The organism is Acidovorax sp. ACV02, from assembly GCF_014851475.1.
Taxonomy (GTDB): Bacteria; Pseudomonadota; Gammaproteobacteria; order Burkholderiales; family Burkholderiaceae_C; genus Acidovorax; species Acidovorax delafieldii.
The window spans coordinates 292,445-309,417 of sequence record NZ_JACUZU010000006.1 but is presented as its reverse complement, the minus strand read 5'-3'; the positions used below and the strand labels follow the sequence as shown (position 1 = coordinate 309,417).

Here is a 16,973-nt window from a genome sequence, read left to right as displayed (position 1 = left end):
GCATGGTGGTGGGCTCTGTCTGCTGCTGGTGTGGGCTCATGGCTCAGGCGGGCGGGCGCAGGCTTACTGCGTGGCCCAGGCGGCAAAGCGCTTTTCCAGCGCCTCGCCCTGGTCGGCCCAGAAGCCCACGCTGAACTGCAGGGCCTCCTTGGCGTTGGTGGCCGAGGTGGGCAGGTCGTCCAGCACCTTCTTGTCCAGCGACGCCAGGGCCTTGGTGTTGGCCGGGCCATAGGCAATGTTCTGTGCATAGGCGGCTTGCTGTGGGGTCTGCATCGTGAAGGCGATGAACTTCACAGCAGCATCCTTGTTGGGTGTGCCCTTGGGGATGGCCCAGTAGTCCAGGTCGTAGATGCCGCCGGGCCAGTAGATCTTGAGGTTGCGGCCTTCGCGGTTGGCGGCGTCGATGCGGCCGTTGAACACCGTGGTCAGGGTCACATCGCCTGCGACCAGGAACTGCGGCGCCTGGGCACCGGCCTCCCACCACTGGATGTTGGGCTTGAGTTCGGTCAGCTTCTTGAACGCGCGGTCGGCGCCGTCCTTGGTGGCCAGCACCTTGTACACGTCGGCGGGCTTCACGCCATCGGCCAGCAGCGCAAATTCGAGGTTGTAGCGCGCGCCCTTGCGCATGCCGCGCTTGCCCGGGATCTTCTTGGTGTCCCAGAAGTCAGCCCAGCTGGTGGGTGGGGTCTTGAGCTTGTCGCCGTTGTAGGCCATGACGGTGGACCACACAAAGATGCCCACAGCGCACTCGTTCACCGCAGCGGGCAGCAGGTCGGCCTTGGGCACGATCTTGCTGTAGTCCAGCTTTTCGTACAGGCCTTCATCGCAGCCGCGCGCGGCGTCGGGCGATTCGACCTCGACCACGTCCCAGGTCACCTTCTTGGCCTCGACCATGGCCTTGACCTTGGCCTGCTCGCCGTTGTACTCCACGGCCACGATCTTGTTGCCAGCCTTTTCGTAGGGCTCGTAGAAGGCCTTCTTTTGTGCATTGGCGTTGGCACCGCCGAAGTTGACGACGGTGAGTTGCTGCTGCGCCAGGCTGGGCAGGGCCAGGCAGGCAGACAGGGCAGCGCAGGCGATCAGGCTCTTGTTTTTCATGGTGCGGTTTCCTAGGGGTTGAGGGAAGGGGACGGGGAACAAAAAATGCGGTTCAGTGAACGGTGGGCGCGGCGTAGATGCGCACGGACTCCGTGGGGAACTCCAGCAGCACCGCATCGCCAGGTTCGGGGTGCGGGTTGGCGTCGGCGCGGGTCAGCGGCAGCTTGACGGTGGCCTGCGCCTGGCCGGCGCCGATGTCGCACATCAGGCGCAGGTGGTCGCCGTAATAGATGGCACGGGCCACCGTGGCGCGCAGGGCGGGGGCCTGGGGCGTGGCGCTGGCGGCATGCAGCGCAATGCGCTCGGGGCGGATGCAGGCCTCGGCCGGGGCGCCGGGTGCCAGGTGGTTCACATTGAGGCCGGGCAGGCGCTGGCCGTCAGGCAACTGCAGTGCCCACGCCGTACCACTGCCTTGCAGCGTACCGGTGATGACCGTGCTGTCGCCCACAAAACCCGCCACAAAGCGGTTGGACGGGGTCTCGTACAGTGACTCCACATCGGCCAACTGCTGAATGACACCTTCGTTGAACACCGCCACGCGGTCGCTCATGGTCAGGGCTTCGCCCTGGTCATGGGTCACGTACACAAAGGTCACACCCAGCTGGCGGTGCAGCTCTTTCAGCTCGATCTGCATGTGCTCGCGCAGCTGCTTGTCCAGGGCTCCCAGGGGCTCGTCCATCAGCACCAGCTGGGGGTTGAACACCAGGGCGCGGGCCAGCGCCACGCGCTGCTGCTGGCCGCCCGACAGGCGTGCGGGCAGGCGGTCGGCCATGCCCGACAGGCGCACCATGTCCAGCGCCTTCTTCACGCGTTCGGCCTGCTCGGCCTTGGGCACCTTGCGCACGGTGAGCGGGTAAGCCACGTTCTGCCCGACGGTGAGGTGGGGGAACAGCGCGTAGTTCTGGAACACCATGCCAAAGTTGCGCTTGTGCGGCGGCGTGCGCGTGATCTGCTTGCCATCGAGCAGGATGTCGCCCGCGGTGGGCGACTCGAAGCCGGCCAGCATCATCAGCGTGGTGGTCTTGCCAGAGCCCGAAGGCCCCAGCAGGCTCAGGAACTCGCCGCGCTGGATGTCCAGGTCCAGCGCACGCACCACAAGCTGTTCGCCGTCGTAGGTTTTTTGCACGCCGCTGAAGCGGACCAGGGGTTCTGCGTGGTTCATGGTGGTGGGGGCAATCAAGGGAGAAGGGATTCAGCCCACAGCTGCGAAGCTGTCGGCCAGGATGGCCAGGCCTTCGTGCAGCAGTTCGTCCGATGCAGTCAGGGGCACCAGGATGCGGATCACGTTGCCGTAGGTGCCGCAGGACAGCAGGATGAGTCCGCGCCGCGCGGCTTCGGCCACGACCTTTTTGGTCAGTGCGGCGTCGGGGCGGTGTACATCGCCGTTTTCAAACAGCTCGATCGCCACCATGGCACCCAGGCCGCGCACGTCGCCGATGGCGGGTACTTTGGCGGCCATTGCTTTCAGGTCACTGACCAGCAGCGCGCCCATGTCCTGGCTGCGGGCCAGCAGGTTTTCCTGCTCGAACGCATCGATCACCGCCAGGGCTGCCGCGCAGGCCACCGGGCTGCCCGCATAGGTGCCGCCCAGGCCGCCAGCTGCAGGCGCGTCGATGACGTCAGCGCGGCCCACCACGCCCGACAGGGGGAAGCCGCCCGCCAGCGACTTGGCGGTAGTGATGAGGTCGGGGGCCACCGGCCATTGTTCGCAGGCGAACCACGTGCCCGTGCGGCCCGCGCCGGTCTGCACTTCGTCGGCAATCAGCAGGATGCCGTACCGGTCTGCGAGGGCCTTGAGGCCGGTGATGAACTCGGGTGGGGCCACATAGAAGCCGCCTTCGCCCTGCACGGGCTCGACGATGAAGGCGGCCACGCGCTCGGGCTCGATGTCGTTCTTGAAGATCAGCTCCACCGAATGCAGGGCCTGCTCCACGCTCACGCCATGCAGTGCGTTGGGGAACAGCGCGTGGTAAGTCTCACCCGGGAACGGACCAAAACCCACCTTGTACGGAACGACCTTGCCGGTGAGGCCCAGCGTGAGGTTGGTCCGGCCGTGGTAGCCGCCCGTGAAGGCGATCACGCCAGGGCGCTTGGTGTAGGCGCGGGCGATCTTGATGGCGTTTTCCACGGCCTCGGCGCCGGTGGTGAGCAGCAGGCTCTTTTTGGCAAACGCGCCGGGGGCCAGCGTGTTCAGGCGCTCGCACACTTCCACGTACGGTTCGTACGCCACCACCTGAAAGCAGGTGTGGGTGTACAGGTCCAGCTGGGCCTTGACGGCGGCGATCACGCCAGCGTGCAGGTGGCCGGTGTTGAGCACCGCGATGCCACCGGCAAAGTCGATGAAGCGGCGGCCCTCCACATCCCACAGCTCAGCGTTGCGGGCCTTGTGGATGAAGAGTTCATGGGCCTGGCCCACGCCCCGGGCCACGGCGGCGTGGCGGCGGGTGAGGAGGGCGGCGTTGGTGAAATGGCGGTCTTGCTGCATGGTGTGGGCGGTGGCTGTGAAGGACAAAAAGGGAATGAAAACCAGGAATGGGGCGAATTCTGGAATCCACGCCACGGCCCGTCCATGTACAGCGCAGCGCTGTTTGGCGCGCACTGTGCAGGTCTAGAATCCTGTACAGGCAATCCCTGATTTGGTGTGCGCCAACCCAGTGCACAATTCGCCCCCTTTTTTGCTCCCCTGATGCTCACTCTCAGCCCCGACCTCCAGACACCTCTGGTCAGCCAGATCGTCGATGGTCTGCGGGGGCTCATCGCCGGGCAGGTGCTCAAACCCGGCAGCAAACTCCCGTCCATCCGCGCTTTTGCCGCTGCGCACGGCGTGAGCGTGTTCACCGTGGTCGAGGCCTACGACCGCCTGGTGGCGCAGGGCTGGCTGGTGTCGCGGGCCAATGCGGGCTTTTTTGTGAAGCGGCGGGGCGACGAGGGCGCTGCGCCCGGCACTGGTGCGCCCGAGCGGGCCGTGCCCCGTTTTGATGCGCGCTGGTACCTCAAACAAATTTTTGAAAACCGCAACCTGCCCATGAAACCGGGCTGCGGCTGGCTGCCGCACGACTGGCTGTTTGGCGATGCGGTCAAACGCAGCATGCGCCAGCTGTCGTCCGATGGGCCCGAGCTGGACGGCTATGGCCTGCCGCACGGCCACATGGCGCTGCGCATGGTGGTGGCCGAGTCGCTGGCCGAGCACCATCTGGCGGTGGACGCCGACCAGGTGCTGCTCACGCAGGGCTCCAGCCAGGCGCTGGACCTGGTGGCGCGTCGTCTCGTCAAGCCTGGCGATGTGGTGCTGGTGGACGACCCCGGCTATCCCAACCTGCTGTTCATGTTGCGCTTTGCGGGAGCGCAAGTGGTGGGTGTGCCGCGCACCGCCACCGGCTACGACCTGCCCGCACTGGAGGCTCTGCTGGCCGAGCGCCAGCCCACGGTGTTCTTCACGCAGCCGCGCCTGCAAAGCCCCACCTGCTCGGTGGCATCGGTGGCGCACCTGCACCGGCTGTTGCAATTGGCCGAGCAGCACAACTTCATGCTGGTGGAGAACGACATCTACGCCGACATGGACCCCGGTGTGCGCCCCTCGCTGGCCAGCCTGGACCAGCTCAACCGCGTGATCTACCTGGGCAGCTTCTCCAAGACGATTTCGCCCAACCTGCGCACCGGCTTTCTGGCGGCGCGGCGTGACCTGCTCGACGAGCTGGTGCAGCTCAAGATGATCTCGGGCCTGACCTCGTCAGAGATCACCGAGCGCATCACGTTTGGTGTGGTGACGGATGGGCGCTGGCGCAAGCACCTCAAGTCGCTGCGCGAGCGCCTGGCCGAGGCGCACCGCACGGTGGGGCGGCGCTTGCTGAACCTGGGGTTCGAGCTGTTCCACGAGCCCGAGGCGGGCATGTACCTGTGGGCCCGGCACCCAGACCTGCCCGACAGTGCCGAGCTGTCGAAAGAGGCCACCGGTGCGGGCATCATGCTCGGGCCGGGTCAGCTGTTTCTGGTGGAGCCCCGGCCTACGGGCTGGCTGCGGTTTAACGTGGCGTTCAGCCAGGACGAGCGGATGTGGCGCTTTCTGGAGCAGCGCATCGAGATGGGCCAGCAGGTGGCGGAACAGGGCAGTTCCCTGGCCTGAGCACGCGGTTTGAAGCGTTTTGGGGCGGATGCGCTAGTGCAATATGCCTGGATTGCTATCAAATAGATAGTGATTGACGCAACTGCCCGTGGCCCGGGGGGCTGGTCCATAGGGACCCTCTGCACGAATCACCGCGTCGTGTGCATCAGCGGCCTCGGGCGGTCTGCAGCGTTGCAAATACTCGCAATAGCTACGGCTATTGCTGCGTTTTGCGCCTTGCAACCCCTCCCGATCCGCTGCGCTCACTTGGCCAGCGAGATTCGTGCAGAGGGTCCCTAGCGGTCGATGATGCGCCGCGCGAAGCGCTCCAGGTACTCCATCAGCTGCTCCGCGCCCGCCACGGCCTGGGCCTCGTCGCCACTGGCAATGCCCTGCGCCAGCTGCATGTGCGCGCGGGCACCCTCTGACACCTCGCCTTCGTGCTGGTAGGCGTACCAGAAGCGGCGGCACTGCACGATGAGCGGTTGCACGCATTTGACGGCCGAGTGGTTCTGGCTGGCCTGGTGGGTGACGAGGTCCAGCTCATGGTCGGCCAGCATGTAGTCGTCGAGGTGGCCGCGCGCTGCGGCCTGCACCATGTTCTCCGCACAGCGCACGATGGCCTGGCGCTGCGGCGCGGTGGCGCGGCGTGCGGCGTTGGAGGCCAGCAGGCGCTCCAGTACGCGGCGGGTCTGGATCACGTCCAGGTGGTCGGCCAGGTCGATGTGCGACACCAGCAGCCCGCGCCGGGGCTGCTGCACGATGAGCCCGATGGACACCATGCGCAGCAGCGCCTCGCGCACCGGTGTGCGGCCCAGGCCCGTGCTTTCGGCGATCTCGGCCTCCACCACGGGGCTGCCGGGCTGCAGCTGCAGCGTGGAGATCATTGTCTCGATGGCGTCGTAGGCCACGTCCGCCGCGCGCCGCTTGGGCGCGGGGTCTTGCTGGGGGGAGGGGCGGCGGAGTGTCATCGGGCGTGAAGGACGTTGCGGGAGGCCGCATCTTATGGGATGCGGCCCCGGTGACCCTTGCGGACTGTCAGAGGCTTGCGCCCGCCTTGCGCAGCTCGGCAATCTGCGGCGCCTTGGGCAGCCACAGCTTGTCGAACTCCTGGATGATGCCGTCGGGGTTGAACGACGATGCGGTCTTGAAGGCGATGGACGTGCCCTTGAACTTCTCGATCAGCCCGGCCTCGGTGGTCACGATGTCATTGATCTGCGCATCCAGCGACTGGGCCACCAGCTTGCGGATGATGTCCTTGTCCTTGACATCCAGCCCTTGCCAGATGCGGCCGGAGACCAGCGGCGCGAACGGCATGAACAGGGCGTTCATCTGCAGCAGGGCCTTGGCCACCTTGTCGAAGCGCTGGTTCCAGGAGAACTCGATGTCCGCCTCCAGCCCATCCACCTGGCCGTTGCTCATCGCGTCAAACACCTGGGGCGTGGGGATGGGCGTGGGGGCGGCGCCCAGCATTTGATAAAAGTCTCGGTACACGGGCGTGGGGTTGATGCGCAGTTTCATGCCCTTGATGTCGGTGGGCACCGTGATGTCCTTGGTGGAGAACACGGCGCGCATGCCGGTGATGCCCCAGCCCAGGCCAATGGTGCCCGTCTCGCGCGGCAGCACTTCGAGCAGTTTTGTGGCAGATGGGTGTTTGACGAGTTTGGCCACGGCAGGCGTGGAGCGCACCAGGTACGGTGCATTGATCGCCGCGATGCTGGACACGCGCGAGCCCAGTTCGGCCGCCTGGATCCAGCCCATGTCGAGCGCGCCGGACTGCAGCTGCTGCATCATCGCGGCCTCGTTGCCAAGCTGGCCCGAGTGGAAGACCGTGACGCTCAGTCGGCCGTCGGTTTCCTTCTTCAGCGCCTCGCCAAACTGCAGTGCGGCGCGGTTCCACGAGTGGCCAGCGGGTGTGATGAGGCCCAGGCGGAACTCCTTTGCATCGGCTGCACGCACCAGCGACGGGAACCCCAGAGGAACCGCCACTGCGGCGGCGGCAGCTGCGTTGCGCTGGATGAAATGGCGGCGGGAGACAGTGTGGGCGGGCTGGGTCGTCATGGTGAACTCCGTGTGAAAGAACTTTGGGAGGGGGACGGGATTTGTCTGGCAGCGGCCTACTTGAGCAAACCGAGCGACAGGCTGGGGAACAGCGACAACATCACCAGCGCCACGCAGCTGATGATGAAAAACGGCAGCGTGACGATGAACATCTTTCCGGGCTTGGCCCCGGTGACGGCCGACGCGACAAAGAAGCTCAGGCCCACGGGCGGAGTCATCAGCCCCAGCACCAGGTTGACGACGATCACCACACCAAAGTGGCGCGGGTCGATGTGATAGACCTCGGTGGCAATCGGCAGCAGGATGGGGGCGGTCATGATGAGACCGGGGATGCCGTCGATCACCGTGCCGATGACCAGCAGGATGACGTTGGTGAGCAGCAAGAAGGTGACCGGGTCGTGCGCCACGGTCTGCACCCAGGCGGCGACCATCTGGGGCACCTTGCCGTAGATCAGCAACCACGAGAACACGGCCGCTGCCGCCACCAGAAACAGCACGATGGCGGAGTAAATGGCCGAGCGCAGCAGGATGGCGGGCATGGCGCTGAACCGGAACTCCTTGGTCACATAGCGACCCACCAGGGCCGAGGCCAGCGCGCCCACGGCGGCAGATTCGGTGGGGTTGGCCAGGCCGCTCAGGATGGAGCCCACGATGATGATGGGGATCAGCAGTGTGGGGCTGGCCTGCACCACGGTGTGCGCGCGCTGGGCCAGCGTGCGCTTTTCGCTGCGCGGGTAGTTGTAGACAAAGCCCATGAGCGCGATCACGACAAAGAACAGCACGGTGAGCAGCACGCCGGGCAGGATGCCGGCAATCAGCATGTCGCCCACGGCCACCTGGGCCAGCACGCTGTAGACCACAAACATCACCGAGGGCGGGATGATGGGCCCCAGCATGCCGCCGTACACCGTGAGGCCGGCCGCAAAGGTCTTGTCGTAGCCCTGCTTTTCCATCTCGGGCACCATGACCTGCGACATGATGGCCACCTGCGCGGTGGCCGAGCCGATGATGGATGACACCAGCATGTTGGCCAGGATGTTCACGTAGGCCAGCCCCCCTTTGACGGAGCCGATGAAGGCCATGGACAGGTCCACCAGCCGCCGCGTGATGCCGCCGCTGTTCATGATCTCGCCGATCAGGATGAACAGCGGGATGGCGATGAGGCCATAGCTGTCCACCCCGCCGAACATCTGCATGGGGAACGACTGGAACAGCACCGGGCTGCCGATGCTGAGGATGTACACCGCGCCCGACAGGCACAGGCACACGCCGATGGGCACACCCACCATCAAGGCGGCGAGGAAGAACAGGGTGGTGATCATGGTCGGGCTCTGGTGGGTTTTGCTGGCGTAGGGGCGTTCAGTTCACGGCGTCAGCGTTGACTACGTCGAAGCCCGCGTGCTGCACACGCTCTGCGGCGCCCATGTCTTCGAACAGGTTGGCCAGTGCATGCACGCTGAAGGTGGCCGAGAAGATCGGCAGGATGAGTTGCAGCACCCAGGTGGGCCAGTTCAGCGTCTGGGTGCGCTCGGTGTAGATGAAGTTGAAGCTCTCGGCCGCAAACTCCTTGGCGTCAAAGCCGTAGCGCGCAATGCCGATGGGGTCCATCCACACCCAGCACATCACCAGCATGGCCAGGCCAAACAGCAGCACGCCGGACGTGGCCACTACCTTGAATGCCTTGGCGCCCCGCGCGCCGAGGTGGTCGGTGAGCATGGTCACGGCAAAGTCCATGCGCAGCCGCGTCATGACCGAGGCGCCCACAAAGGTCAGCCAGACCACCGTGTAGACCGCCGCCTCGTCCACCCAGTAGATGGGCATGCCGGTGTAGCGCGTGACCACGTTGAGCAGGATCAGCAGCACCAGCAACGTCATGAGGGAGGTGAGCAGATGCCGCTCCATGCGCAGAACCTGCGTGGACAGCGCCAGCACCCAGCGGACGGGAGCGCGCGGCGCCGGAGATTGCGGGGCGGGTGGACGGTTGGGTGTGGGCATGATGGGGTTCCTGGGGAGGAGGGCGCGGCAATGAAAGAAAAGCCCTGTGCTTTTTAATATCTGACAAATATATTTAAAAGCAAGATGGATGCCTGCTGGGTGCGGGTAAGCCCTGAAAGGAGGGACGGGGAAAACGGCTGCGAGCGCGTCAGCCCGAGGGAGCTGCGGGCTCGCGCTGAGCGCTGGTGGTGGGGGCGGGCGTGCAGGCGGCCAGCGTGCCAATGCGTGTGGGCGCCAGCAGATGCCGTGGGGCGGCAGGCGTCCAGCCAAACAGGTGCTGTGCGGCGGCGCCGCAAATGCGGCCCTGGCACGCGCCCATGCCGCAGCGGGTGTGGAGCTTGGCGTCGATCCAGCCGTCGCGATCGGCCAGTGCAGCGTAGGGCACGTCTTCGCAGCGGCACACCAGGGTGCCGGGCTGCGCCAGGGTTTTGAGTGCTTCGTTCAGTGGAAAAGAAGCCTGCAAAGCCTGCGCAAAGCGCTCCCAGCCTGCCAGCTGCGGGCGCAGCGCCTGGGCTTGTTGCGCCTGTCCCGCCGCCACATGCCCTGCCATGGCGCCCTGAACCAGTGCACGTTCGCTGCCGCCAAAGCCGGTGGCTTCACCCGCGGCGAATACACCGGGCGCGCTGGTGCGCATGTGGGCATCGACAGCCAGGCCCTGGCCACCGCTCAACGGCCCGCCCAATGCGCAGCCCAGCATCTGCCCCAGGTGGGTGTTGGGCACCAGCCCGAACCCGCAGGCCACGCGGTCGCAGGCCATGGTTTCTTCGGCGTGTGGGCCTTTGCGCAGCCTCACGGTTTGCACCTGCGTGGTGCCTTGGACTTCCAGCACATGGCTGCAGGCGCGCAACTGCGGGTGAAGCAGCGTGAGGGCTTGCAACGCCTTGGCAGGCCAGCGCGGCAGCTGCGCTGCAAAGCCAGCGAGCGCGCTCCACGGCGCCTGCTCCGCCACGCGCACCACGGTGGCACCCGCTTCGTTGGCGGTGGCGGCAGCGGCCAGCAGCAGAGGGCCTGTGCCTGCAATGACGATGCGCTGGCCGCGCACGTCGAGCCCTGCCTTGATGAGGGCCTGCAAGGCGCCTGCACCCGTCACACCGGGCAACGTCCAGCCCGGAAAGGGCAGCAGCAGCTCGCGGGCTCCGGTGCACAGGATGATGCGGTGGCTGTGCTGGGTCCAGCCCCGGTCTGCGTCTTCCAGCAGCAGGGCCGGGGCCTTGTCGCCGGGTTGCGGGTCACCCAGGCCCACCACGCGGGTGCCAGGCAGCAGGCGGATGTTGGTGTGCCGGGCCAGCGCCGCGCGGTGCTGTTGCGCCAGGGCGGGCAAGACCACCTGGGGGCCGTCGCGCCAGATTTGCCCGCCGGGCTGCGGGTTGTCATCCACGAGGGTGATCGCGGCCCCGCTGGGTGCGGCAGCGAGGGCAGCGGCCAAACCTGCAGGGCCTGCGCCGATGATGAGGATGTCGCAGCGCTCGTGCGCCGAGTGTTGCTCGGTCATGGATGGGGTCACGGGCTGGTTCATGGCGTGGCGCTCCCGGGTGCTGTGCCGACATCGGTGTGAATCGACATGCCTTCGGTGCAGACCGTCTGGCACGCCAGGCGTGTGCGGCCGTGGATGCGGACCCTGCATTCGTGGCACACCCCCATGCCACACAGCGGTGCCCGCGCCGCGCCGGTGACCGAGGTGCGTGTGGTGCCGGGTGTTTGCTGCGCCAGCGCGGCGGCGACGCTGGTCCCTACGGGCACCTGGAGGAACGTGCCATTCACCACGATGTGCACCAGGGCGGGTGTTCTGGATGCGGTCATGGTGCGCTCAGGCCCGCAAAGCGGGCAGGTGCAAAGGGCGTGGGGTCGATCGCCGGGGTGCCCCCTGCGATCTGGGCCGCCAGCAACTGCGCGGTGGCCGGGGCGGTGGTCACCCCCAGTCCTTCATGTCCCACGGCCAGCCACAGGTGCGGGTGTTCGGGGTGCGCGCCAATCAGCGGCAGGCTGTCTGGCGTGGCGGCGCGAAAGCCGGTCCAGGTGCGGATGGCGTTGAGTTCGGCCAGGCCTGGCAGGTAGTCGAGTGCCCGTTGCAGCATGCGCGCCATCACGGCGTTGTTGACGGCGGGGTCGGTGGTGTCGAACTCGCGCGATGAGCCGATCAGCAACTGCCCTGTGGGCCGGGGCTGCACGTTGAAGGCCACCGAGGTACCGTCGCTGTGGTGCGCGCTGGTGATGTAGCCCAGCTCCACCAGCTGGTGGTGCACGGTGCCCGGGTAGCGGTCGGTGATGACGAGGTGGCCCTTTTTGGGGCGCAGCGGCAGGCCGGGGCACAGCTGTGGGGCGTGGATGCCGCTGGCCAGCACAATGGCGCCTGCGCTGCGCTGGCTTCCATCGCGCAGGGTGACGGTGTGGCCGTCGATCTGCATCGCTTCAGCCTGCTCCAACACAAGGTGTCCGTGGGCTGCGGCCTGGTCCAGCAGCCACTGGGCTGCGCGCGGGGCGTAGACCACGCTGTCCCCCTGCACCTTGAGCGCACCCGCCAGACCGGGGCGCAGTGCGGGTTCTGCGTGGGACAGGGCGGCCGCGTCGAGCATGTCGCAGGCGATTCCGTGTGCTTGCAGGGTGCTGCGTTTGTCATGGGCCGCCTGCAGCTCTGCATCGTTGGTGGCCAGCCAGAGCGTGCCGCAGGGCGTGAACGCACAGCCCGCATCCATGTGGGGTGCCCAGGTGTGCCAGAGGTCCAGCGACGTCTGGCTCAGCGCCAGCTCGGCAGGGTTGTCATCCATCACCACCAGATGGCCCATGCCCGCCGCCGTGGCACCGCCGAGGCGCGCATCGATGACACGTACCGACAGCCCGGCCAACACCAGCGCATGGGCGCAGGCGGCACCCACGATGCCAGCGCCAATCACAAGGACATCGGTGTGTTGCATGGGGCGCGGGTGCAGCAGGGTCGGGTTAAAGCCGGATGCCCCAGCCAAAGGGGTCCTTGTCTTCAATCAGCAAAGTAGCGTCGGCGCTCATGTGCGCGCGGCCCCGCAAGGTGGGGATGACCTTGCCATCGTCCTGCAGCGTGTAGCTGGCCTCGAACTGGCTGCCGATGATGCTGGCCTGGCGCCAGAGTGCGCCCGGTGCGAGCTTGCCGTCAGCCGCCAGGCAGGCCACCTTGGCGCTGGTGCCCGTGCCACAGGGCGAGCGGTCATAGGCCTTGCCGGGACACAGCACATAGTTACGGCTGTCGGCCTGGTCGTCGTCGGCAAACAACTCGATGTGGTCAATCTCGCCGCCGTTGTCGCCCCGAATGCCCTGGTCTTTGAGGGCTTGCTGCACGGCGCAGCTATAGCCCATCAACGCCTCCAGGTTGTCGCTGGCTACGCGCTGGCCGTGGTCAGAGATCAGGAAGAACCAGTTGCCGCCCCAGGCCACATCGCCCACCACGCGGCCATAGCCGGGCACGTCCACCGCCAGCTGATGATGCAGCCGGTAGGCCGGCACGTTGCGCACGCTGACAGAGCCATCGGTGTGCAGGGTGGTGGTGACGGTGCCCACCGGGGTTTCGATGCGGTGCTCGCCAGGGGTGATGCGGCCCAGGTAGGCGAGCGATGCGATCAGCCCGATGGTGCCGTGGCCACACATGCCCAGGTAGCCGCTGTTGTTGAAGAAGATCACGCCCGCTGCGTTGGCGGGATCTTGAGGCGCGCAGAGCAGCGCTCCCACCACCACGTCGCTGCCACGCGGCTCCAGCACGGTGGCTGCCCGCCAGGCATCGTGGCGCTCGGCCAGCAGTGCACGCCTTTCGGCCATGGTGCCGGTGCCCAGGTCTGGAAAACCGTCGATGACAAGCCGGGTCGGCTCGCCGCCCGTGTGGGAGTCGATCACGTGGATGCGTTGCATGGTGCTGTGCTGGTGGTGGAGTAGGGCGCTCAGTGTCTCAGGCGACAGACTGGTATTTTGTAGGGCGCGTGGCCAGGGCCTTGCGCACCACACTCTCGACAAATGCGCGTTCGTCGCCCACCAGGGGCAGGCGGGGGCGGCGCATGTGTTCGGTGCCCACACCCACCAGCGCATCGATGAGCTTGAGGTTCTGCACGAGCTTGTTGGACACATCCAGGTGCAGCATGGGCGTCATCCACTGGTAGAGCGGCAGCGCCTCGGCAAATTTGCCGGCCTTCATCAGGTCGTACAGCGCCACGGTTTCGCGCGGGAAGGCGCAGCCCACGCCGGCCAGCAGGCCGTCGCATCCCAGGGCCAGGCCTTCGTAAGCCAGGTCGTCCACGCCCAGGAAGAGCTGGTAGCGGTCGCCCACGGTGTTGCGCAGGTCGGTGATGCGGCGGATGTCGCCGGTGCTTTCCTTGATGGCGGCGATCCACTCGCAGTCGGCCAGCTCCACCATGTGCTCGGGCTTCAGGTCCACGCGGTAGGCCACAGGGTTGTTGTAGACCATCAGGGGGCGCTGGGCGGCGCCCGCCATGGCGCGCACATTGGCCATGGCCTCGCGGGCGTCGGCCACGTAGATCACCGAGGGCATGACCATGTAGCCCGCCACACCGAGCTTGTTGCCGCCGTCGATGTAGCGCAGTGCCTCGCGGGTGCTGGTTTCGGACACGTTGGCGAGCACTGGTACGCGGCCGTCAGCGGCTTCGAGGGCGATCTTGGCGACCTGGAGCTTTTCCTCCAGTGTGAGGGTGCTGGCCTCGCCGAGAGAACCGCAGGTGACCAGCCCGTGGATGCCGTTGCGGATCTGGAAGTCGATGTGGCGGGCTGTGCCCTCGGCGTCGATGGACTCATCGGCGTGGAACTTGGTGGTGATGGCAGGGAAGATGCCTTGCCAGCGGGGTTGTGGGTTCACGAGGGACTCCTTGGGTCGGTGGGCGGGTTGAAGTTGTTAATATATTAACAAGATATTTGAAGCGCGCAAGCGGATTTTTCCGCACCCGTTGGCGCATGGAGTGTAGGCGTCTGTCCCCGCCCTGTCGCCCTCCCGCCACGGACCGCCAGACTGCAAACCTATAATGAAAGGTTGGTCCCCATAGGGGCAGCGACAGGCAGCGCGCAGGCGCGGGTCCTGCGGCCTGCCTGCTGCGTGCAACCACTCCACAACACCATGAGCACTCCCACTTTTTCTGTCGCTGACATCCGCAAGTCCTTCCTGGACTTCTTCGTCTCCAAGGGCCACACCGTGGTGCCGTCGAGCCCTCTGGTGCCTGGCAACGACCCCACGCTGATGTTCACCAACTCGGGCATGGTGCAGTTCAAGGACGTGTTCCTGGGCACCGACAAGCGCTCGTACAACCGGGCGGTGTCGGTTCAGGCCTGCCTGCGTGCGGGTGGCAAGCACAACGACCTGGAAAACGTGGGCTACACCGCGCGCCACCACACCTTCTTTGAAATGCTGGGCAACTGGTCGTTTGGCGACTACTTCAAGCGCGAATCGCTCAAGTGGGCCTGGGAGCTGCTGACCGAGGTCTACAAGCTGCCGCCAGAGCGCCTGCTGGCCACGGTCTACCAGGAAGACGACGAGGCCTACGACATCTGGACCAAGGAAATCGGCTTGCCGCCCGAGCGCGTGATCCGCATCGGCGACAACAAGGGCGGCCGCTACAAGTCCGACAACTTCTGGATGATGGCCGACACCGGCCCCTGCGGTCCCTGCAGCGAAATCTTCTACGACCATGGCCCGCACATTGCAGGCGGCCCTCCCGGCAGCCCCGATGAAGACGGCGACCGCTTCATCGAGATCTGGAACAACGTGTTCATGCAGTTCAACATGGACGAGACGGGTGCCGTGACCCCGCTGCCCGCACCGTGCGTGGACACCGGCATGGGCCTGGAGCGCCTTGCAGCCATCCTGCAGCACGTGCACAGCAACTACGAGATCGATCTGTTCGACGCGCTCATCAAGGCCGCTGGCCGCGAGACCGGCGTGACGGACCTCAACAACAAGAGCCTGCGCGTGATCGCTGACCACATCCGCGCCACCGCGTTTTTGGTGAGCGATGGTGTGATCCCCAGCAATGAAGGCCGTGGCTACGTGCAGCGCCGCATCGTGCGCCGTGCCATCCGCCACGGGTACAAGCTGGGCAAGAAGACCCCGTTCTTCCACAAGCTGGTGGCCGACCTGGTACGCCTGATGGGTGACGCCTACCCATCCCTGCGCGAGCAGGAGCAGCGCATCACCGAGGTGCTCAAGGTGGAAGAAGAGCGCTTCTTCGAGACGCTGGCCAACGGCATGGAAATCCTGGACGCTACCCTGGACGGCGGCGCCAAGGTGCTGCCTGGCGACGTCGCGTTCAAGTTGCACGATACCTATGGCTTCCCGCTCGACCTGACCAATGACGTCTGCCGCGAACGCGACGTGGAAGTGGACGAGGCTGGCTTCAAGACCGCCATGGAAAAGCAGAAGGCCCAGGCCCGCGCGGCCGGCAAGTTCAAGATGGACAAGGCGCTGGAGTACACCGGTGCCGCCAACCAGTTCACGGGCTACGAACACCTCGCAGAGACTGCAAAAATCGTAGCAATCTATGTAGACGGTACTAGCGCTGCAGCACTGAAAGCCGGCCAAAACGGCGTGGTGGTGCTGGACACGACCCCGTTCTACGCCGAAAGCGGCGGCCAGGTGGGTGACGAAGGTGTCATCACCAGCGGCTCGGCACGCTTTGCGGTGGGTGACACGCTCAAGATCAAGGCCGATGTGTTTGGCCACCACGGCACGCTCGAAGAGGGCACGCTGAACGTGGGCGACACCGTGCAGGCCCAGGTCAACACCGCCGTGCGCGCTGCCACCATGCGCAACCACTCGGTCACGCACATCATGCACAAGGCCTTGCGCGAAGTGCTGGGCAGCCATGTGCAGCAAAAGGGCAGCCTGGTCAATGCCGACCGCACGCGCTTCGACTTCACACACAACGGCGCCGTGACGGCGGCTGAAATCCGCGAGATCGAACGCCGTGTGAACGAAGAAATCCTGGCCAACCAGCCCACGCAAGCGCGCGTGATGGACATCGAGTCGGCCCAGAAGACCGGCGCAATGATGTTGTTTGGCGAGAAATACGGCGAAACCGTGCGCGTGCTCGACATCGGCACCAGCCGCGAACTGTGCGGCGGCACGCACGTGCAGCGCACGGGTGACATCGGCCTGTTCAAGGTGGTGGGCGAGGGCGGTGTGGCTGCGGGCATCCGCCGCATTGAGGCCGTGACCGGCGCCAACGCACTGGCGTACCTGCAGAACCTGGAAGACACCGTGAACCAGGCCGCCAGCACGCTCAAGGCGCCGGTGGCCGAGCTCAATGGCCGCATCAGCCAGGCGCTGGACAACGCCCGCGCGCTCGAAAAGGAAGTGGCTGCCTTGAAGGGCAAGCTGGCCTCGAGCCAGGGTGACGAACTGGTGAACCAGGCTGTGGAGGTGAAGGGCCTCAAAGTGCTGGCTGCGGCGCTGCCGGGTGCCGACGCCAAGACCCTGCGCGACACCATGGACAAGCTCAAGGACAAGCTCAAGACCGCTGCCATCGTGCTGGCCGCCGTGGATGGCGACAAGGTGCAGATCGCTGCGGGCGTCACCGCCGACAGCGTGGGCAAGCTCAAGGCGGGCGAACTGGTCAACTTTGTCGCCCAGCAAGTCGGCGGCAAGGGCGGCGGCAAGCCCGACATGGCCATGGCTGGCGGCACGGACGCGTCCAAGCTGCCCGCAGCACTGGCTTCGGTGACAGGCTGGGTCACGCAGCAACTGGGCTGAGGTACC

14 protein-coding genes are annotated in these 16,973 nt (G+C 66.1%); 2 read left to right on the top strand and 12 right to left on the bottom strand.

The features are described 5' to 3' along the window. Window positions 1–63 precede the first annotated feature (63 nt). From IB236_RS16255 to gabT, 3 genes are read right to left on the bottom strand one after another with little or no spacing between them, the layout of a single operon-like run. A complete protein-coding gene (locus IB236_RS16255) occupies window positions 64–1,098 on the bottom strand; it encodes an ABC transporter substrate-binding protein (protein ID WP_056063211.1) in 1,035 nt (344 codons plus the stop codon). A 52-nt stretch (window positions 1,099–1,150) separates the two neighbouring features. Further along, window positions 1,151–2,260, bottom strand: a complete 1,110-nt coding sequence (locus tag IB236_RS16250; protein ID WP_116750416.1) for an ABC transporter ATP-binding protein — start codon at window positions 2,258–2,260, stop codon at window positions 1,151–1,153. Window positions 2,261–2,290: 30 nt separating this feature from the next. Further along, on the bottom strand, window positions 2,291–3,583 hold the full coding sequence (gene gabT, locus IB236_RS16245; RefSeq protein ID WP_192421461.1) for a 4-aminobutyrate--2-oxoglutarate transaminase: 1,293 nt from the start codon (window positions 3,581–3,583) through the stop codon (window positions 2,291–2,293). Window positions 3,584–3,784: 201 nt separating this feature from the next. On the opposite strand from gabT, the gene IB236_RS16240 reads away from it, so the two are divergent. Next, window positions 3,785–5,221, top strand: a complete 1,437-nt coding sequence (locus IB236_RS16240) for a PLP-dependent aminotransferase family protein (protein ID WP_056065047.1) — start codon at window positions 3,785–3,787, stop codon at window positions 5,219–5,221. A 275-nt stretch (window positions 5,222–5,496) separates the two neighbouring features. Here the strand turns inward: IB236_RS16240 and IB236_RS16235 are convergent, their stop codons facing one another. From IB236_RS16235 to IB236_RS16195, 9 genes are all read right to left on the bottom strand, one after another. Further along, window positions 5,497–6,171 (bottom strand): GntR family transcriptional regulator, encoded by a 675-nt coding sequence (locus tag IB236_RS16235; RefSeq protein WP_056744569.1) that lies wholly within the window; start codon window positions 6,169–6,171, stop codon window positions 5,497–5,499. 67 nt (window positions 6,172–6,238) lie between these two features. After that, complete coding sequence (locus IB236_RS16230; RefSeq protein WP_056063202.1) at window positions 6,239–7,261, bottom strand: TRAP transporter substrate-binding protein; 1,023 nt, start codon at window positions 7,259–7,261, stop codon at window positions 6,239–6,241. Window positions 7,262–7,317: 56 nt separating this feature from the next. Next, a complete protein-coding gene (locus IB236_RS16225; RefSeq protein ID WP_192421460.1) occupies window positions 7,318–8,583 on the bottom strand; it encodes a TRAP transporter large permease in 1,266 nt (421 codons plus the stop codon). A gap of 37 nt (window positions 8,584–8,620) precedes the next feature. Further along, a complete protein-coding gene (locus tag IB236_RS16220; RefSeq protein WP_192421459.1) occupies window positions 8,621–9,256 on the bottom strand; it encodes a TRAP transporter small permease in 636 nt (211 codons plus the stop codon). Window positions 9,257–9,404: 148 nt separating this feature from the next. After that, window positions 9,405–10,772: an FAD/NAD(P)-binding oxidoreductase gene (locus tag IB236_RS16215; RefSeq protein WP_225581193.1), complete on the bottom strand. Its 1,368-nt coding sequence runs from the start codon at window positions 10,770–10,772 to the stop codon at window positions 9,405–9,407. Then, window positions 10,769–11,056 (bottom strand): 2Fe-2S iron-sulfur cluster-binding protein, encoded by a 288-nt coding sequence (locus IB236_RS16210; protein ID WP_225581192.1) that lies wholly within the window; start codon window positions 11,054–11,056, stop codon window positions 10,769–10,771. Before IB236_RS16210 ends, IB236_RS16215 begins: the two co-directional genes overlap by 4 nt. Next, on the bottom strand, window positions 11,053–12,168 hold the full coding sequence (locus IB236_RS16205; RefSeq protein ID WP_192421458.1) for an FAD-binding oxidoreductase: 1,116 nt from the start codon (window positions 12,166–12,168) through the stop codon (window positions 11,053–11,055). The genes IB236_RS16210 and IB236_RS16205 overlap by 4 nt, the downstream gene beginning before the upstream one ends. A 25-nt stretch (window positions 12,169–12,193) precedes the next feature. After that, window positions 12,194–13,129 (bottom strand): 4-hydroxyproline epimerase, encoded by a 936-nt coding sequence (locus IB236_RS16200; protein ID WP_192421457.1) that lies wholly within the window; start codon window positions 13,127–13,129, stop codon window positions 12,194–12,196. A 37-nt stretch (window positions 13,130–13,166) separates the two neighbouring features. Beyond that, window positions 13,167–14,084: a dihydrodipicolinate synthase family protein gene (locus tag IB236_RS16195; RefSeq protein WP_055398099.1), complete on the bottom strand. Its 918-nt coding sequence runs from the start codon at window positions 14,082–14,084 to the stop codon at window positions 13,167–13,169. Window positions 14,085–14,339: 255 nt separating this feature from the next. Here IB236_RS16195 and alaS point away from each other — a divergent pair, with 255 nt between their 5' ends. After that, window positions 14,340–16,967, top strand: a complete 2,628-nt coding sequence (gene alaS / locus IB236_RS16190; protein ID WP_192421456.1) for an alanine--tRNA ligase — start codon at window positions 14,340–14,342, stop codon at window positions 16,965–16,967. Window positions 16,968–16,973 lie beyond the last annotated feature (6 nt).

Excerpts from the sequence above, each read along its gene's own strand:
- IB236_RS16255 (WP_056063211.1), bottom strand. The coding sequence starts at position 1,098 with ATGAAAAACAAGAGCCTGATCGCCTGCGCTGCCCTGTCTGCCTGCCTG.
- IB236_RS16250 (WP_116750416.1), bottom strand. The coding sequence starts at position 2,260 with ATGAACCACGCAGAACCCCTGGTCCGCTTCAGCGGCGTGCAAAAAACC.
- gabT (WP_192421461.1), bottom strand. The coding sequence starts at position 3,583 with ATGCAGCAAGACCGCCATTTCACCAACGCCGCCCTCCTCACCCGCCGC.
- IB236_RS16240 (WP_056065047.1), top strand. The coding sequence starts at position 3,785 with ATGCTCACTCTCAGCCCCGACCTCCAGACACCTCTGGTCAGCCAGATC.
- IB236_RS16235 (WP_056744569.1), bottom strand. The coding sequence starts at position 6,171 with ATGACACTCCGCCGCCCCTCCCCCCAGCAAGACCCCGCGCCCAAGCGG.
- IB236_RS16230 (WP_056063202.1), bottom strand. The coding sequence starts at position 7,261 with ATGACGACCCAGCCCGCCCACACTGTCTCCCGCCGCCATTTCATCCAG.
- IB236_RS16225 (WP_192421460.1), bottom strand. The coding sequence starts at position 8,583 with ATGATCACCACCCTGTTCTTCCTCGCCGCCTTGATGGTGGGTGTGCCC.
- IB236_RS16220 (WP_192421459.1), bottom strand. The coding sequence starts at position 9,256 with ATGCCCACACCCAACCGTCCACCCGCCCCGCAATCTCCGGCGCCGCGC.
- IB236_RS16215 (WP_225581193.1), bottom strand. The coding sequence starts at position 10,772 with ATGAACCAGCCCGTGACCCCATCCATGACCGAGCAACACTCGGCGCAC.
- IB236_RS16210 (WP_225581192.1), bottom strand. The coding sequence starts at position 11,056 with ATGACCGCATCCAGAACACCCGCCCTGGTGCACATCGTGGTGAATGGC.
- IB236_RS16205 (WP_192421458.1), bottom strand. The coding sequence starts at position 12,168 with ATGCAACACACCGATGTCCTTGTGATTGGCGCTGGCATCGTGGGTGCC.
- IB236_RS16200 (WP_192421457.1), bottom strand. The coding sequence starts at position 13,129 with ATGCAACGCATCCACGTGATCGACTCCCACACGGGCGGCGAGCCGACC.
- alaS (WP_192421456.1), top strand. The coding sequence starts at position 14,340 with ATGAGCACTCCCACTTTTTCTGTCGCTGACATCCGCAAGTCCTTCCTG.